14 protein-coding genes are annotated in these 16,040 nt (G+C 67.8%); 7 read left to right on the forward strand and 7 right to left on the reverse strand.

Annotation, left to right across the window (positions count from 1 at the left end; translation table 11 throughout):
- Window positions 1-661, forward strand: a 661-nt coding sequence (locus MVA01S_RS02820) for a zinc-binding dehydrogenase (protein ID WP_060941538.1), incomplete at its 5' end; no start/stop codon positions are given.
- A gap of 10 nt (window positions 662-671) precedes the next feature.
- Here MVA01S_RS02820 and MVA01S_RS02825 read toward each other — a convergent pair.
- The 4 genes from MVA01S_RS02825 to MVA01S_RS02840 form a co-directional block, all read right to left on the reverse strand.
- Complete coding sequence (locus MVA01S_RS02825; RefSeq protein ID WP_003928388.1) at window positions 672-1,496, reverse strand: ATP-binding cassette domain-containing protein; 825 nt, start codon at window positions 1,494-1,496, stop codon at window positions 672-674.
- Between the two features lie 4 nt (window positions 1,497-1,500).
- Window positions 1,501-2,559, reverse strand: a complete 1,059-nt coding sequence (locus MVA01S_RS02830; protein ID WP_003928387.1) for an ABC transporter permease — start codon at window positions 2,557-2,559, stop codon at window positions 1,501-1,503.
- Between the two features lie 61 nt (window positions 2,560-2,620).
- A complete protein-coding gene (locus MVA01S_RS02835) occupies window positions 2,621-3,637 on the reverse strand; it encodes a substrate-binding domain-containing protein (protein WP_003928386.1) in 1,017 nt (338 codons plus the stop codon).
- 165 nt (window positions 3,638-3,802) lie between these two features.
- Complete coding sequence (locus MVA01S_RS02840) at window positions 3,803-4,768, reverse strand: LacI family DNA-binding transcriptional regulator (protein ID WP_237024189.1); 966 nt, start codon at window positions 4,766-4,768, stop codon at window positions 3,803-3,805.
- A 273-nt stretch (window positions 4,769-5,041) separates the two neighbouring features.
- Between MVA01S_RS02840 and MVA01S_RS02845 the strand changes: the two genes are divergently transcribed.
- Window positions 5,042-5,824, forward strand: a complete 783-nt coding sequence (locus tag MVA01S_RS02845) for a TIM barrel protein (RefSeq protein WP_003928384.1) — start codon at window positions 5,042-5,044, stop codon at window positions 5,822-5,824.
- Between the two features lie 95 nt (window positions 5,825-5,919).
- Here MVA01S_RS02845 and MVA01S_RS02850 read toward each other — a convergent pair whose 3' ends face one another.
- Window positions 5,920-6,651: a GntR family transcriptional regulator gene (locus MVA01S_RS02850; RefSeq protein ID WP_040539725.1), complete on the reverse strand. Its 732-nt coding sequence runs from the start codon at window positions 6,649-6,651 to the stop codon at window positions 5,920-5,922.
- A gap of 159 nt (window positions 6,652-6,810) precedes the next feature.
- On the opposite strand from MVA01S_RS02850, the gene iolC reads away from it, so the two are divergent.
- Genes iolC through MVA01S_RS02875 form a run of 5 tightly spaced genes read left to right on the forward strand, consistent with a single transcriptional unit; the run spans window position 6,811 to window position 12,534 of the window.
- Entirely contained in the window at window positions 6,811-7,779 is a 969-nt protein-coding gene (gene iolC / locus MVA01S_RS02855; protein WP_003928382.1) for a 5-dehydro-2-deoxygluconokinase, read from the forward strand.
- Window positions 7,772-8,656 carry a Cgl0159 family (beta/alpha)8-fold protein gene (locus MVA01S_RS02860; protein WP_003928381.1) on the forward strand — a complete coding sequence of 295 codons (885 nt, stop codon included), beginning with the start codon at window positions 7,772-7,774 and terminating at the stop codon, window positions 8,654-8,656. The genes iolC and MVA01S_RS02860 overlap by 8 nt, the downstream gene beginning before the upstream one ends.
- Window positions 8,653-9,552 (forward strand): 5-deoxy-glucuronate isomerase, encoded by a 900-nt coding sequence (gene iolB / locus MVA01S_RS02865; RefSeq protein ID WP_003928380.1) that lies wholly within the window; start codon window positions 8,653-8,655, stop codon window positions 9,550-9,552. Before MVA01S_RS02860 ends, iolB begins: the two co-directional genes overlap by 4 nt.
- Window positions 9,553-9,554: 2 nt before the next feature.
- Window positions 9,555-11,504, forward strand: coding sequence for a 3D-(3,5/4)-trihydroxycyclohexane-1,2-dione acylhydrolase (decyclizing) (gene iolD / locus MVA01S_RS02870; protein WP_003928379.1), 1,950 nt, complete (start codon window positions 9,555-9,557; stop codon window positions 11,502-11,504).
- Between the two features lie 13 nt (window positions 11,505-11,517).
- Window positions 11,518-12,534, forward strand: a complete 1,017-nt coding sequence (locus MVA01S_RS02875; protein WP_040539723.1) for a Gfo/Idh/MocA family protein — start codon at window positions 11,518-11,520, stop codon at window positions 12,532-12,534.
- 127 nt (window positions 12,535-12,661) lie between these two features.
- On the opposite strand, the gene MVA01S_RS02880 is transcribed toward MVA01S_RS02875, so the two are convergent.
- Together MVA01S_RS02880 and MVA01S_RS02885 are read right to left on the reverse strand one after the other, a co-directional pair.
- Complete coding sequence (locus tag MVA01S_RS02880; protein WP_003928377.1) at window positions 12,662-14,839, reverse strand: glutamine synthetase III family protein; 2,178 nt, start codon at window positions 14,837-14,839, stop codon at window positions 12,662-12,664.
- Window positions 14,840-15,000: 161 nt separating this feature from the next.
- Entirely contained in the window at window positions 15,001-15,966 is a 966-nt protein-coding gene (locus MVA01S_RS02885) for a LysR family transcriptional regulator (RefSeq protein ID WP_003928376.1), read from the reverse strand.
- Window positions 15,967-16,040 lie beyond the last annotated feature (74 nt).

A 16,040-nucleotide genomic window follows, 5' to 3' on the forward strand; every position in this document is an offset into this window, starting at 1 on the left:
GGCCGGCGGCTGGGCGCGGCAGCGCGTCGCCGCGACGGGAAACCTCGCCGTACTGCCCGAGTCGGTCGACTTCGCCGCCGCTGCCGCGCTTCCGGTGGCCGGAGTGACGGCGCTGCAGGCGATCCGGGAACTCGGCCCGGTGGTCGGCCGACGTGTCCTGATCACCGGCGCGTCCGGTGGAGTGGGCAGATTCGCGGTGCAACTCGCGGCGCGGGCCGGTGCCCACGTCGTGGCCGCGGTCGGCAGCCCCGCACGGGGCGCCGGGCTGCGCGAACTCGGCGCCGACGAGGTGGTGGTCGGGCTCGACGACGTCACCGAACCGCTGTTCGGGGTGCTCGACAACGTCGGCGGTCCGCTGTTGGCTCAGGCGTTCAGCCTGCTCGGGGACGGCGGTTCACTGCTGTCGATCGGGATGGCCTCGGGTCAGCCGACCACCATCGACTTCGAGGCCGAGCGACGCCGGTACACCCGGAAGCAGCTGGCGCCGTTCAACGTTCGGTTTCCCCTCGACGCCGACATGCGCTATCTGGTGCAGCTGCTCGCCGACGGTGGACTGGACCCGCAGATCGGGCTGCGCGACTCCTGGGACAACGTGACCGCTGCCGCCGAGGCGCTACTGAACCGGAAGGTCGCCGGCAAGGCGGTGCTGGACGTGCGCTGACCGGTGTGCCTCAGTTCTTGGCTCCCCGCAGCTCATGGGACAGCGCCTCCAGCTCGTCACCACCGGCCATCTGCTGGGTGAGGTGCTCCAGCGTGAGGTCGTCGTAGCTGCAGTCCAGCTTCTGACTACCGCGGTTGAGCAGCACGAAGTGGTCGCCGACCAGGTGCGCGTGATGCGGGTTGTGCGTGATGAACACGACGCCGAAGCCGGCCTCCTTGGCGGCGGTGATGTACTTCAGCACCACACCGGACTGTTTGACACCCAGCGCCGCCGTCGGCTCGTCGAGGATCAGCACCCGGGCGCCGAAGAACACCGCGCGCGCGATCGCCACGCACTGCTTCTGGCCACCCGAGAGCGAACCGATCGGCACGTCCACGTCGGGCAGGTCGATACCCATCTTGGACAGCTCCGTCAGCGTGGTCGCCCGCATCGCGTTGGCGTCCAACGACCACGGGAACGACTTCTTGCGCAGCTCCTGGCCGAGAAAGAAGTTGCGCCACACCGGCATCAACGGCACGACGGCCAGGTTCTGGTACACGGTCGCGATGCCCTTGCTCAGGGCCTCCGCCGGCGAACTGAACTTGATCGGCTCCCCGTCGACCAGAAGCTCACCGTCGGTCTGCTGGTGCAGCCCGGCGATGATCTTGATCAGCGTGGATTTCCCCGCGCCGTTGTCACCGAGAATGCCGGTGACCTCGCCGGGGTGAACACGCAGGCTGATGCCTTGAAGCGCGGTGATGTTGCCGTAGGACTTGCCGATGTCCCGCAGCTCGACCAGCGGCACCTTGCCGCCGGCTTGCGCGTCGTTGCTCGGCTTTTCGACAGAGATGGTCATCGAATCACTTCTTCGCTGCGTAGTTGCGGAAGGCGTTGTTGGCGATCACCGCGAAGAGCAGCATCGCGCCCAGGAAGAACTTGAACCAGTCGGGGTCCCAACCCGCATACACGATGCCCTGGTTGGTCATGCCGAAGATGAACGCACCGATGGCCGCACCGATCGCCGTGCCGTAACCACCCGTCAGCAGGCAGCCACCGATCACCGCGGCGATGATGTAGAAGAACTCGTTGCCGATGCCCTGGCCGGACTGCACGGTGTTGAAATTGAACAGCAGGTGCATGCCGACGAACCACGCGCAGAACCCGACGAACATGAACAACCCGATCTTGACCTTGGTGACGGGAACACCAACGGCGCGAGCACTGTCGGCGTCGCCGCCGACTGCGAAGATCCAGTTGCCGATCCGGGTCTTGAACAACACCCAGGTCGCCACGGCGGTGAACACCAGCCACCACACGACGGTGATCCGGATGCTGACCCCGAACAGCGTGAACGACGAGGCGAACACCTTCTGCGCCGATTCCCAGCCCTGCATGTCGCTGACGCTCTGCGTGGCGACCTGACCGGCGACCAGCTTGGTGACCGCCAGGTTGATGCCGGCGAGCATGAAGAACGTGCTCAGCGTGATCAGGAAGCTCGGGATCTTGGTCTTCATCACGAGATAGCCGTTGAAGAACCCGACGGCCAGCGCCAGGATCAGCGCCAGCAGCGCGCCCACCCACAGGTTCAGGTGCAGGTTGTAGGCGAGCATCGAGGCTGCCAGCGAGCTGAACGTCACGGCCACACCGGCCGACAGGTCGAACTCGCCGCCGATCATCAGCACCGCGACACCGCAGGCCATGATGCCGATGGTGGAGCTGGCGTAGAGCACGGTGGCCAGCGACGAGGCCTCACGGAACGGGGCCGCCACCAGCAGGAAGAACACGAAGATGCCGATCGCGCCGATGCCTGCGCCCATCTCGGGCCGGATCAGGATGCGCTGCAGCCGGTTCCGTTCCTTGACCCGTTCGTCTCGGACCACCTTGTGGGCGGAGACGTCGAGAGCTTCCTGCGTCGTCATGACATTCCCTCCTTCGCGCAAGCGCTCATCAGGCGCGCTCTCTTCTTCGCGCAAGCGCTCATCAGCGCGTCCCGCCCTTGGCGTATTCAGCGACCGCATCGATGTTCGACTTGTCGATGAACGCCGGACCCGTCAGGGTCGGCTGTCCGCCGCCGATGACGTTGCCGTTGGTCAGGTAGAGCCACAGCGAGTCGACGGCGAGGTAGCCCTGCAGATAGGGCTGCTGGTCGACGGCCCACTGCACGCCACCCTTTTGAATCTCCTCCACCAGTGCGGCGTTGGTGTCGAACGTGCCGATCTTGGCGGTGCTGCCTGCGTTGCCGGCCGACTGCACCGCGGTCAGCGCGAACGGGGCGCCCAGGGTGACGATGTAGTCGATCGCCGGATCCTGTTGCAGCTTGGCGGTGATGGTGGACTCCACGGACGGCATGTCCTTGCCGTTGACGTTGAGGATCTCGGTGGCGGGGAACGTCTCCTTGACGCCGGCGCAGCGGGCCTCGAGGTCGACGTGGCCCTGCTCCTGGATCACGCAGATGGCCTTGGTGGCGTTCTCGCTGCGGAGCCGGTCACCGACGCCCTGGCCGGCGATGCGGCCGTCCTGACCGAAATACTCCTTGACGCCCATGGCCTTCCAGGAGTCCATCCCCGCGTTGAAGGCGACCACCGGGATACCCTTGGCCTCAGCGGCTTTCACCGCCGCCTGCACGGCATCCGGCTTGGCCAGCGTGATCGCGATACCGTCGACACCGCTGTCGATCGCCGACTGGACCAGGTTGGCCTGGTTGGGCGCCTCTGGGTCGTTGGAGTAGCGCAGCTCGATGTTGTCCTTCTTGGCCGCCGTCTCGGCGCCCTTGCGGACCAGATCCCAGAACGAGTCACCCGGCACCTCATGGGTGATCATCGCGATCGTCTTGCGGGGCGTGTCCACGGTGCCACCGCCGCCGCCCTCACCCGATTGCTGGGGGGCTCCGCCGGTGGAGGAGCACGACGCGATGCCGAACGCGAGAACACCTGCCCCCGCGATCGCTGCGAGCCGCTTGAACGCCTGGTGTCTTCTGCTCTTCGCGCGAGCGCCCATCACAGTTTCTCCTTGTCCTCGGACTGCCGCGACGCCGTCGTCATCCCTTTCGGGTTGTGCCGGGCAACACGCCTCATAGGTGATGTAATACGCCTCACAGCGGAAAGTCAAGACTTTGTCCTGACATTAGGACTGCAAGTCATTTGCTGGGGAGGTCGGGGCAGCTCAGGACCGCGGCGGGGCGGTCGACCCGCGCACCACCAGCGTCGGATCCCGCACCAGATCCGCCGTCGCAGCGCCCGGCACGAGGCCGTCCAGGCGGGCCACGAGGCGCTCCACGGCGACTGCGGCCAAGCCTGCACTGTCCTGGCGGATGGTGGTGAGCTGGATGTGCGCGAGCCCGGCCAACGGGCTGTCGTCGAATCCGATCACCGAAACATCCTGCGGCACAGAGATTCCCGATCGGATGAGCACGTCCATCACCCCGAGCGCGCACCGGTCGTTGAAAGCGAAGACCGCGTCGGGTAACTCCCCCGCCGCGATCATCACCGTGGCAGCTGCGGCCCCGTCACGTTCGGTGAGCCCGCCGGCGGCGACGAGTTCCAGCAGGCCCGCCGCTTTTGCTGCGCGACGGTAGCCGCGCCGCCGCTCCGCGGCGCCGGGCGCAGTGCCGCCGTCCAGGTACAGGATCCGGCGGTGTCCGAGCCCGACCAGGTGCTCCACCCCGGCCACCGCGCCCGCCACATCGTCGCTGCGCACCGCATCGACTCCGCGCACCCGTCGCGCCAGCACGACCAGCGGCAGGCGGGCAGCCAGCTCGCCGAGTGCGCGGGCAGACAGTTGCGGCCCGACCATGAGCAGGCCTTCACACCGGTCATCGAGCAACGTGCGCACCGCCCGCTCCTCGTCGCGGTGCGGCGTCACCGCGCTGAGCACGACGTCGTAGCCGAGCGCTTCGGCGGCGACGTAGATGCCGTCGACCAGATCGGCGTGGAACTCCTGGTGCGCCGAGAAGGTCAGGCCGACAAGCCTGGTGCGGCGCTGCCGTAGGCGGCGGGCCTGCGGGTCGGGCCGGTACCCGATCTCCTCGGCCGCACACCTGACCCGCTCCCGGGTGCTCTCACTGGCACCTGGCGCGTCGCGCATCACGATGGAGACCAGAGCACGCGACACTCCGGCCCGTTCAGCCACGTCCGCGAGCGTCGGCCTCCGTTGCACGGGTTCACCCTAGAACGTTCCAGCCCCACCGTTGACGAGATCCCGTCCGCCCCCTAGCGTTACTAGAACGTTCTAGTCACCGCTCAGATTCGGAGTTCGACACATGTCTTCCCTGTTGTCCTTCGGGCTTATCGGTGCCGGGCAGTCGGCCACCGGGGTCGACGCCCGCACCACCCTCGAAATCGCCCTGGTCGCAAGAGAATCGGTAGAACGGCAGCTGCCGGTCGTGCTGGAAGGAGCACTCCGGTGAGCTTCCAGCTGGCGGTGTGCTCGGAGATGGTCTTCCAGGACATGCCGATCCTGGACCGCGTCAGACGCATCGACGACCTCGGCTTCGCGGTCGAGATCTGGAGCTGGCACGACAAGGACCTGGCGGCACTGGCGGCCACCGGCGCGGTCTTCACGTCGATGACCGGATACCTGCACGGCGACCTGATCGACCCCGCGACCTGCGGCGAGGTGGTGCGCACGGCCGAGTTGAGCATCAAAGCGGCCGAGACACTCGGCGTCACGCGGCTGAACCTGCATACCGCCGAGCTCGTCGACGGTCAGGCCGCCCGGGCCCGGCAGCGCAGTACCGGGCGGATGTGGCTGACCGCCGCCCGCACACTGGAGCGACTCGGCGAGCTGGGCGCCGCGGCGGGGGTGACGTTCTGCGTCGAGAACCTGAACACGATCGTCGACCACCCCGGAGTGCCGCTGGCCCGGGCCAAGGACACGCTCGCGCTGGTCGAGGGCGTGGGCCACCCGAACGTGAAGATGATGCTCGACCTGTATCACGCCCAGATCGGCGAGGGGAACCTGATCGAGCTGGTGCACCGCTGCTCCGACGCGATCGGCGAGGTCCAGGTCGCCGACGTGCCCGGCCGCTGCGAGCCGGGCACCGGGGAGATCAACTACGCCGCGATCGCCGCGGCGCTGCGCGACATCGGTTACACCGGCACCGTCGGCATGGAGGCCTGGGCCGCCGGCGCCGGGACCGCCGGGAGCGAGGCCGCGCTGGCCGCGTTCCGCGCCGCGTTCACCTGACCGGACCAGCGCCAAGCCGGACCAGCGCCGAAATTGCATTCCATGCGCCCGCCACTCGAATTTTGGCGCGTGGAATGCGGTTTCGGCGGGGAGTCTCAGCGGTCGACGAGCGTGGTGTCGAAGTAGTAGCGCGACGCGCGGTAGCAGTGGTTGCCGAACTCGACGGCGGCACCGGAGTCGTCGAACGCGGTGCGGGTCATGGTCAGCAGCGGGGCGCTGGGTTTCTCGTCGAGCAGGTGCGCCTCGGTACGTGTGGCGCTGCGCGCGCCGATGCGCTGCCGGGCCAGCCGGATGTGCACGCCGCGGGCGCGCAGCGACTGGTAGAGGCCGTTGCTCTCCAGCTCGTCGGCGTCGGGGGCGATCTCGACGGGCAGATGGTTGGTCATCAACGCCAGCGGTTCGCCGTTGGCGCTTCGCAACCGCTGGATGGACGCCACCTCCCGCCCCTCCGCGAGGTTCAACTCGCGCGCGGTCTCCTCGTCGGGCGGACCCACCTCGTACCTGAGCAGCTTGGTGCTGGGTTCCTGGCCGGCCCGGGCGAGATCGTCGAACAGGCTGGTCAGCTCCACCCTCCGATGCACCGGAGTCTGCACCACCTGGGTGCCGACGCCACGCTTGCGCACCAGCAGCCCCTTGTCGACGAGCTCCTGGATGGCACGGCGGGTTGTCGGCCGCGACAGCGTCAACCGCTTCGCCAGAGCGAGCTCATTTTCGAAGCGGTCGCCGGGAGCGAGTTCGCCATCCCGGATGGCCGCCTCGATCGCCTGGGCGAGCTGGTAATACAGCGGAACCGGGCTTGACCTGTCGAGCTCCACAGTCAGCGGCACGTCCGCTCCGATCTCGGGTAGGGCGGGTCAGGGGTAGCTGAATACTAACATCGATTGAGATAAAGATAGAATGTCAGGACAAAGTCTTGACATGCCGCCGTGACGCGGGGCACAGTCTTAGTCAGCCACCCACACCTATTCCGTCGGAGTGACTCTGTGATGACCAATCAGCCATACGACGTGCTCGCCATCGGGCGCAGCGGCGTCGACGTCTACCCCCTCCAGACCGGCGTCGGCCTGGAGGATGTCGAGACGTTCGGGAAGTTCCTCGGCGGCAGCGCCGCCAACGTCGCCGTCGCCGCGGCCCGGCTGGGTAACCGCTCGGCACTGATCTCCGGCGTCGGCGACGACCCGTTCGGCCGGTACGTGCGCGGCGAACTCGCCCGCCTCGACGTCGACAACCGCTACGTCACCACCCACGGCGAGTTCCCGACGCCGGTGACGTTCTGCGAGATCTTCCCGCCCGACGACTTCCCGCTGTACTTCTACCGCAAGCCCAGCGCCCCCGACCTGCAGATCAGCCCCGACGAGATCGACACCGACGCGGTGCGGTCGGCCCGGCTGTACTGGTCCACGGTCACCGGACTGTCCGAAGAGCCCAGCCGCAGTGCGCATTTCGCCGCATGGACCGCTCGGGACCGGGCACCGCTGACCGTGCTGGACCTCGATTACCGGCCGATGTTCTGGGCCACGCCCGCCGCGGCCACCGAGCAGGTGCAGAAGGCGCTGGCCCACGTCACGGTGGTGGTCGGCAACCGCGAGGAGTGCCAGATCGCGGTCGGCGAATCCAACCCGCACAAGGCGGCCGACGCACTGCTCGATCTCGGTGTGGAGCTGGCGATCGTCAAGCAGGGTCCGCGCGGAGTGCTCGGCAAGACCCGGCATTCCTCGGTCACCGTGCCGCCCAACGAGGTCGACGTGGTCAACGGCCTGGGCGCCGGAGATGCGTTCGGCGGCAGCCTCTGTCACGGACTGCTCCGTGGCTGGTCGCTGGAGAAGACGCTGCGTTACGCCAACGCCGCCGGTGCCATCGTGGCCGGCCGGCTCGAATGCTCGACCGCCATGCCCACCGTCGCCGAAGTCGCCGCGCTGGCCGAACAGACCGCTGCGGAGGCCGTCAATGTCTGATACCGCCGTCTGCACCGACTACGCCTCGATCACCGACGTCAGGGCCGGCGATCCCGGTGCGGTCGCACGGGCGTGGGCCCAGCGCACCACCCGACCGACGTTGCGCGGCAACGGAAGACTGATGATCGTCGCCGCCGACCACCCGGCTCGCGGTGCGCTCTCGGTGGGTTCGCGACCGACCGCGATGAACAGTCGCATCGACCTGCTCGACCGGCTGCGCGCCGCTCTCGCCGATCCCGGGGTCGACGGCGTGCTGGCCACCGCGGACATCCTCGACGACCTGGTGCTGCTGGGCGCGCTCGAGGACAAGGTGGTGTTCTCGTCGTTCAACCGCGGCGGACTGGCCGGCGCGTCGTTCGAGCTCGACGACCGCATGACGGGGGCCACCGCGGCCTCGACCGCCGCGGCGCGGATGAACGGCGGAAAGATGCTGTGCCGCATCGATCTCGACGACCCGGGCACCGTCGCCACGATGGCCTCCTGCGCCCAGGCGGTCGACGAGCTGGCCGCCCATGGACTGATCGCGATGCTGGAGCCGTTCATGTCCACCCGGGTGAACGGCAAGGTCCGCAACGACCTGTCCCCCGACGCGGTGATCAAGTCGGTGCACATCGGCCAGGGGCTGGGCTCCACCTCGGCGTACACCTGGATGAAGCTGCCCGTGGTGCCCGAGATGGACCGGGTCATGGAATCCACCACGATGCCGACGCTGCTGCTCGGCGGTGACCCCACCGACCCCGAAGAGGCGTTCGCCAGCTGGGAGAAGGCCCTGTCGCTGCCGTCGGTGCGCGGCCTGATCGTCGGCCGCACCCTGCTCTATCCACCGGACGACGACGTCAGCTCGGCCGTCGCGACCGCGGTGGCGATGGTCCGATGAGGTCCAAGCTCTATATCCCCGCGGGCAGCGCCGACGCCCCGTTCGCCGTCGCGATCACCCCCGAGGACGCCGGCTGGGCCGAATCCTCCCTGCACGTCGTCGACCTCAGCTCGGACGCCGCCGCCGGCTCCGTGTCGCTGACCACCGGCGACAACGAGGTGATGATCCTGCCGCTGGCCGGCGGCGGCAGCGTCGAGTGCGACGGCCGGTCATTCGAGTTGTCACCGCGCGCCTCGGTGTTCGACGGGCCCGCCGACATGGTGTACCTGGGCATCGGCCAGGACTACACGCTGTCGGGCCACGGCAGGATCGCGATCTGCGGTGCCCGCGCGAAGACGTCGTTCCCGAACCGCCGGGTGGCCGCGGCCGACGTGGCCGTCGAACTGCGCGGCGCGGGCAACTGCAGCCGTCAGGTGCACAACTTCGGCACGGCCACGGCTTTCGAGGCGGACTCGCTGATCGCGTGCGAGGTGATCACCCCGGGCGGCAACTGGTCGAGCTATCCGGCGCACAAGCACGACGAGAACACCGACGTCGAGACCCAGCTCGAAGAGATCTACTACTTCGAGATCGACGACAGCCCCGCCGGCACCAGAGGATTCGGCTACCACCGCGTCTACGGCACCCCCGAGCGCCCGATCGAGGTGCTCGAGGAGGTCCGCTCCGGTGATGTGGTGCTGGTCCCCCACGGCTATCACGGCCCGTCGATCGCGGCGCCGGGCCACCACATGTACTACCTGAACGTGATGGCCGGCTCGGGGCCGACCCGAGCCTGGCTCATCTGTGACGATCCCGCCCACACCTGGCTGCGCGGCAGCTGGGAGCACCAGGAGATCGACCCCCGCCTTCCGTTCAGGGCCTTTTCCGTGCCGGACTCTGCCCCCGAAGGAGAATGACCGTGGTTTCCACCGCGCCGAAGTCCACCGAGAAGTTCGTCGACACCGAGCCGACGGTGCGGCTCACCGTCGCGCAGGCCACCGTGCGCTTCCTGGCCAACCAGTACGTCGAACACGACGGCGAGCGGCACAAGTTCTTCGCCGGCTGCCTCGGGATCTTCGGCCACGGCAACGTCGCCGGTATCGGCCAGGCGCTGCTGCAGGACGAGGTGGAAGCCTACGAGGCCGGCGTGGAGCCCGGTCTGAGATACGTGCTGGGCCGCAACGAGCAGGCGATGGTGCACACCGCGGTGGCCTACGCCCGGCAGCGGGACCGCACCCAGGCCTGGGCGGTGACCGCCAGCGTCGGCCCCGGTTCGACCAACATGCTGACCGGTGCGGCGCTGGCGACGATCAACCGTCTACCGGTGTTGCTACTTCCCGCAGATACTTTCGCGACGCGGGTAAGTTCGCCGGTGCTGCAGGAGCTGGAACTTCCGTCGTCCGGCGACGTCACCGTCAACGATGCGTTCAAGCCGCTGTCGCGCTACTTCGACCGGGTGTGGCGGCCCGAGCAGCTGCCCGCGGCGCTGCTGGGGGCGATGCGGGTGCTGACCGATCCCGCCGAGACCGGCGCGGCGACGGTGGCCCTGCCCCAGGATGTACAGGCCGAGGCGTTCGACTGGCCGGTGTCACTGTTCGCCGAGCGCACCTGGCACATCGCCCGGCCGCTGCCGGAGCGCGCGGTGATCGCCAAGGCCGCCGATGTGATCCGGTCGGCGTGCAAGCCGTTGATCGTCGCCGGTGGCGGAGTGATCTACTCCGGCGCCACCGAGGCCCTCGCCGCGCTGGCCGCTCGGACCGGCACCCCGGTGTGCGAGAGCCAGGCCGGTAAGGGTTCGCTGCTGCACGACGACCCCCGCTCTGTCGGCGCGGTCGGTTCCACCGGCACCACCGCCGCCAACGCGCTGGCCGCCGATGCCGACGTCATCATCGGAATCGGCACCCGCTACAGCGATTTCACCTCCGCCTCACGCACCGCGTTCAACAACCCCGACGTCCGGTTCGTCAACATCAACGTGGCGTCGCTGGACTCGGTCAAACAGGGCGGCATCAGTGTGGTCGCCGACGCCCGGGAGGCGCTGGAGGCGCTCACCGACCTGCTGCACGACTACTCCGTCAGCGACGAATACCGCAGCCGGGTACAGGAACTCAGGACCGAGTGGAACGACACCGTGTCCGAGGTGTACCGCACCGAGGACGGCACGGCGCTGAACCAGAACCAGGTGATCGGCTTGGTCAACACGTTGTCGGACCCCCGCGACGTCGTGGTGTGCGCGGCCGGTTCGATGCCCGGCGATCTGCACAAGCTGTGGCGGATGCGTGACCGCAAGGGCTACCACGTCGAGTACGGGTTCTCCTGCATGGGTTACGAGATCGCCGGCGGTATCGGCGTGCGGATGGCCGCCCCCGACCGCGACGTGTTCATCATGGTCGGCGACGGCTCCTACCTGATGATGGCCACCGAGCTGGTGACCGCTGTCCAGGAAGGCGTCAAAGTCATCCCGGTGTTGGTGCAGAACCACGGCTTCGCCTCGATCGGCGGCCTGTCGGATTCGGTCGGCTCCCAACGGTTCGGGACCAGTTACCGGTATCGCGGCAGGGACGGCCGGCTCGACGGCGACAAGCTGCCCGTCGATCTGGCGGCCAACGCGGCCAGCCTGGGCGCCGACGTCATCCGGGTCACCACCGCCGCCGAGTTCAGGGACGCCGTCAAGGTCGCCAAGGCCAGTGACCGCACCACGGTCATCCACGTCGAGACGGATCCGATGATCTTCGCGCCGGACAGCCAGTCCTGGTGGGACGTCCCGGTCAGTGAGGTGTCGACGCTGGAGTCGACGCAGCAGGCCTATCAGCGGTATGCGGACTGGAAGAAAGTCCAACGGCCGCTGGTCAATCCGTCGGATCGCTGAGAAATCGGGCGAAATGTCTGAACTACGTGTGGCCGTGCTCGGTGTCGGGGTGATGGGCGCCGACCACGTCGCCCGGATCACCTCCCGGATCTCCGGGGCGCGGGTGTCGGTGGTCAACGACTACGTCACCGAGAAGGCCGAGCAGATCGCGTCGGGCATCGACGGCTGCCGCGCGGTGGCCGACCCGCTCGACGCGATCGCCGACCCGGAGGTCGACGCGGTGCTGCTCGCCACGCCCGGCACGACACACGAGAAGCAGCTGCTGGCCTGCCTGGATCACGGCAAGCCGGTCATGTGCGAGAAGCCTCTCACCACCGATGTCGCCACGTCGCTGGAGATCGTGCGGCGGGAAGCCGAACTCGGCCGCGCGTTGATCCAGGTCGGCTTCATGCGCCGGTTCGACGAGGAGTACATCCAGCTCAAAGCCCTGCTCGACGGTGGCGAACTGGGACAGCCACTGGTGATGCACTGCGTGCACCGCAACCCCAGCGTGCCGTCGTACTTCGACAGCTCGCTGATCGTCAAGGACTCGCTGGTGCACGAGGTCGACGTCACCCGCTTCCTGTTCGACGAGGAGATCGCCAGCGTCCAGATCGTCAAGCCGTCGTCGAATCCCGCTGCGCCAGAGGGGGTCATCGATCCGCAGATCGCGATCCTGCGCACGGAGTCCGGCCGGCACGTCGACGTCGAACTGTTCGTCACCACCGGCGTCGCCTACGAGGTCCGCACCGAGGTGGTCGGTGAGCGCGGCAGCGCGATGATCGGCCTGGACGTCGGGCTGATCCGCAGATCCGCGCCGGGAACCTGGGGCGGCCAGATCACGCCAGGGTTCCGGGAGCGGTTCGGCCGCGCCTACGACACCGAGATCCAGCGCTGGGTCGACGCGGTCAGGACCGGTTCGACGACGGGCGACTACACGGCGGGACCGACCGCATGGGACGGCTACGCCGCGGCCGCGGTGTGCGCCGCAGGCGTCGAGTCACTCGAGACCGGTCTCCCCGTCGACGTGCAGCTCGCCGCACGGCCCTAGCGTCTCAACCCCCCCCACCCCACCCAGTCCGCCCAGTCCGCGAGCGTGCGTGTCTGAAGCCGACACGCCGCCCGCGGACCCAACATCACGCACCCTCGCGACAGAGGAGCATCCGGACCGGCACCGCTCAGAGGATGTACAACATCTCCTGGTAGGTCGGCAGCGGCCACAGGTCGTCGGCGACCACCGATTCCAACACGTCAGCGGCCTCGCGCACCGCCTCCATCGCCGGCAGTAGCGCCTTCTGCGCGTGCGTGGCTTCATCCAGCGCGGACTCTGCGGAATGGTCGGACAGCGCCGCCTTGAGCGTGCCGAGCGCGGCGGTGAGTTCCCCGATCGGCGACGAAACCATCTGCAGCAGCGTGGTATCGGCATCCACACCGGCCGCCTTGAGCGTCGCGACGTTGTGCGCGAGCTCGGTCTGGTACCGAACGGCCGCGGGCAGGATCACCGTGGTGCCCAGCTCCAACGCCAGCTTCGCCTCGACCGCGATCGTCAACGCGTACTGCTCGAGTCGCACCTCGACGCGGCTGTGCAGTTCACGCTCGCTGAACACGCCGTACTTCTCGAATACCTCGACGGCTTCAGGCTTGACCAGCTCGGGAATGGCGTCGAGCGTGGTCTTCAGGTTCGGCAGACCACGGGCGGCTGCTTCAATCTGCCAGTTGTCCGAGTAGCCGTCCCCGTTGAAGACGACCGCCCCGTGCTCGGTGATGATCTCGGTGAGCAACTTCTGCACGGCCTGGTCGAAGTCCTCACCCTCGCCGACGGCCTTCTCGAGGACCGTGGCCATGTAGTCGAGCGAGTCGGCCATGATCGTGTTCAGGATGATCATCGGCACGTTGATGGTCTGCCCGGATCCTGGCGCCCGGAACTCGAAACGGTTGCCGGTGAAGGCGAACGGGCTGGTGCGGTTGCGGTCGCCCGGATCGGTCGGCAGCACCGGAAGGGTGTCGCAGCCGATGATCATCGCGCCCTTGCCCTTCGACGACGTGGCCGCGCCCTTGGCGATCTGCTCGAAGACGTCGGCCAGTTGGTCGCCGAGGAAGATCGAGATGATCGCGGGCGGAGCCTCGTTGGCGCCGAGCCGGTGATCGTTGGTGGCCGAGGCCACCGACAGCCGCAGCAGTCCGGCGAACTTGTGTACCGCGCGGATCACCGCGGCGCAGAACACCAGGAACTGGGCGTTCTCGTGCGGGGTGTCACCGGGCACCAGCAGGCTGCCGAACTGCGCGTTGCCCATCGAGAAGTTGACGTGCTTGCCGGACCCGTTGACCCCGGCGAAGGGCTTCTCGTGGAACAGGCACTCCATCCCGTGCTTCTTGGCGATGGTCTTGAAGGTGGTCATGAGTAGCTGCTGATGATCAGCGGCGATGTTGGCCCGTTCGAACATCGGCGCGATCTCGAACTGTCCGGGAGCGACCTCGTTGTGCCGGGTCTTGGCCGGAATGCCCAGCTTGAACAGTTCGCGCTCGGTGTCCATCATGAACCCGAGCACCCGCTCGGGGATGGCGCCGAAGTAGTGGTCGTCGAACTCCTGCCCCTTGGGCGGTTTCGAGCCGAACAGGGTGCGGCCGGCGTTGATCAGATCCGGACGGGCCAGGAAGAAATGCCGATCCACCAGGAAGTACTCCTGCTCCGGACCGCAGAACGACACGATGTGGTCGAAGTCCTTGTGCCCGAACAGCTTCAGGATTCGCTCCGCTTGCGCGCCCATCGCCTGCTGACTGCGTAGCAGAGGTGTCTTGAAGTCGAGCGCCTCACCGGTCATCGACACGAACACGGTCGGGATGCACAGCGTGTTGCCGTTCGGGTTCTCCAGGATGTAGGCCGGGCTGGTGACGTCCCAGCCGGTGTACCCGCGCGCCTCGAACGTGCTGCGCAGTCCGCCCGACGGAAAGCTGGAGGCATCCGGTTCGCCCTGGATCAGCGTCTTGCCTGCGAACTCGGCCAGCGTCTGACCGTCGGAGACGGGCTCAAGGAAGCTGTCGTGTTTCTCGGCGGTCAGTCCGGTCATCGGGTAGAAGACGTGCGCGTAGTGGGTGGCCCCCCGCGACAGGGCCCAGTCCTTCATGACCGACGCGACGGAGTCGGCGACGGCCGGATCGAGCTTGGCGCCCTTCTCGATCGTCGCGACGACGGACTTGTAGACCGACTTCGGCAACCGCAACCGCATCTGCGCCAGGGTGAACACGTTGGCGCCGAAAATCTCGCCAGGCGCCTCGGTGGGGTCGAAGCTGATCGCCGGCGGCACGTACGCCTCGACATTGTTGATTGCCTGCAGACGTACCGCGTTACCGCTCAATGGATTCCCTTTGCACTGCGGATGCCCGCTTCGACTGAGCGGACGTGGACCGCCCCACACTAGGGACGGTGTATGCCGAACTTGTTACGCAAGCGTCAACAGCAGAAACGATTATCGGTCTCGCGGGCGCGCAGACATCTGCGCGTTCAGGGTGCGTCGGATCAGGAATCGCCGTTCGGCCCGTCCCAGGTCCGGTCGAGTCGGACGCCGAGATCGAGGTCGCCCGCCACGTCGACGAGTGCGGCGGCCACGATCGATGCCGGGACACGGTCGAGCACCACCAGCCCGATCGCCGGGCGAGGACCGTGCTGGACCATGGGCCGGGCGGCGAACCCGTCGGGCAGCCCCAGCCGGGACAGCCACGCAGTGGCCGCGATGGTGGCTCGGCGCGACTGCGTCAGGTGCGCGAACAGCGCGTCGACCGAGTCGGCTTCCACCGCCGGCCGGTAGCTTGCGCCCTCGGCAGCCATGTTGGCATCGAGGATGCGCCGGTTCCGCATCGTGGTGGTCAGCGCGCACAGCTGCCTGGTGGCGGCGTCCGACCAGCCCACCTCGGCGCAGTTCATCAACGGGTCGTCGGCCGGGGCGACCAACACGTACCGTTCGCGGTAGAGCTCCACGGAGCGGGTTCCCGGCGGCGCTTCTTCGTCGAGATACGTCAGCCCGGCGTCGATCTCGAAATCGGCCAGTCGCCTGGCGATCTCCCGCGATGACAGCGCCTCGACCCGAACCGAGGCGGCCGGATTTCGGCTCAGGAACTCCGCGGTGATGAACGGAGTGGCCGGCACCGCCGTCGGGATTGCGCCGAGGCGGGCGGTGACGGTCAACCGTCCCCTCATCCGCTCGAGGTCGGCGAGCATCTCGTCGCGTTCGGCGGTGATGCGCTGAGCCCAGGTCACCACCCGCCGTCCCTCATCGGTGAAGCCCTCGAAGCGATGCCCGCGCTGCACGATGACCACGCCGAGATCGCGCTCCAGCCGACGGATCGCCACCGACAGCGTCGGCTGACTCACGTGGCAGCGCGCCGCAGCCCGCCCGAAGTGGCGCTCGGCGGCAAGTGCCAGCAGGTAGTCCAGGTGCTGCAACAACACGTCGCTCCCCTTTCCGATCCGGGTCCTCGGCCACATTCGATAGTCAGCGTCTATCACTGCATGTGAAATGCCAAACGCCCCGGCTCCTCATCTGGGCCGGCCGGGATTTT

Origin of the sequence: Mycolicibacterium vaccae NBRC 14118 = CIP 105934, from assembly GCF_001552715.1 — a bacterium.
Taxonomy (GTDB): domain Bacteria; phylum Actinomycetota; class Actinomycetes; order Mycobacteriales; family Mycobacteriaceae; genus Mycobacterium; species Mycobacterium vaccae.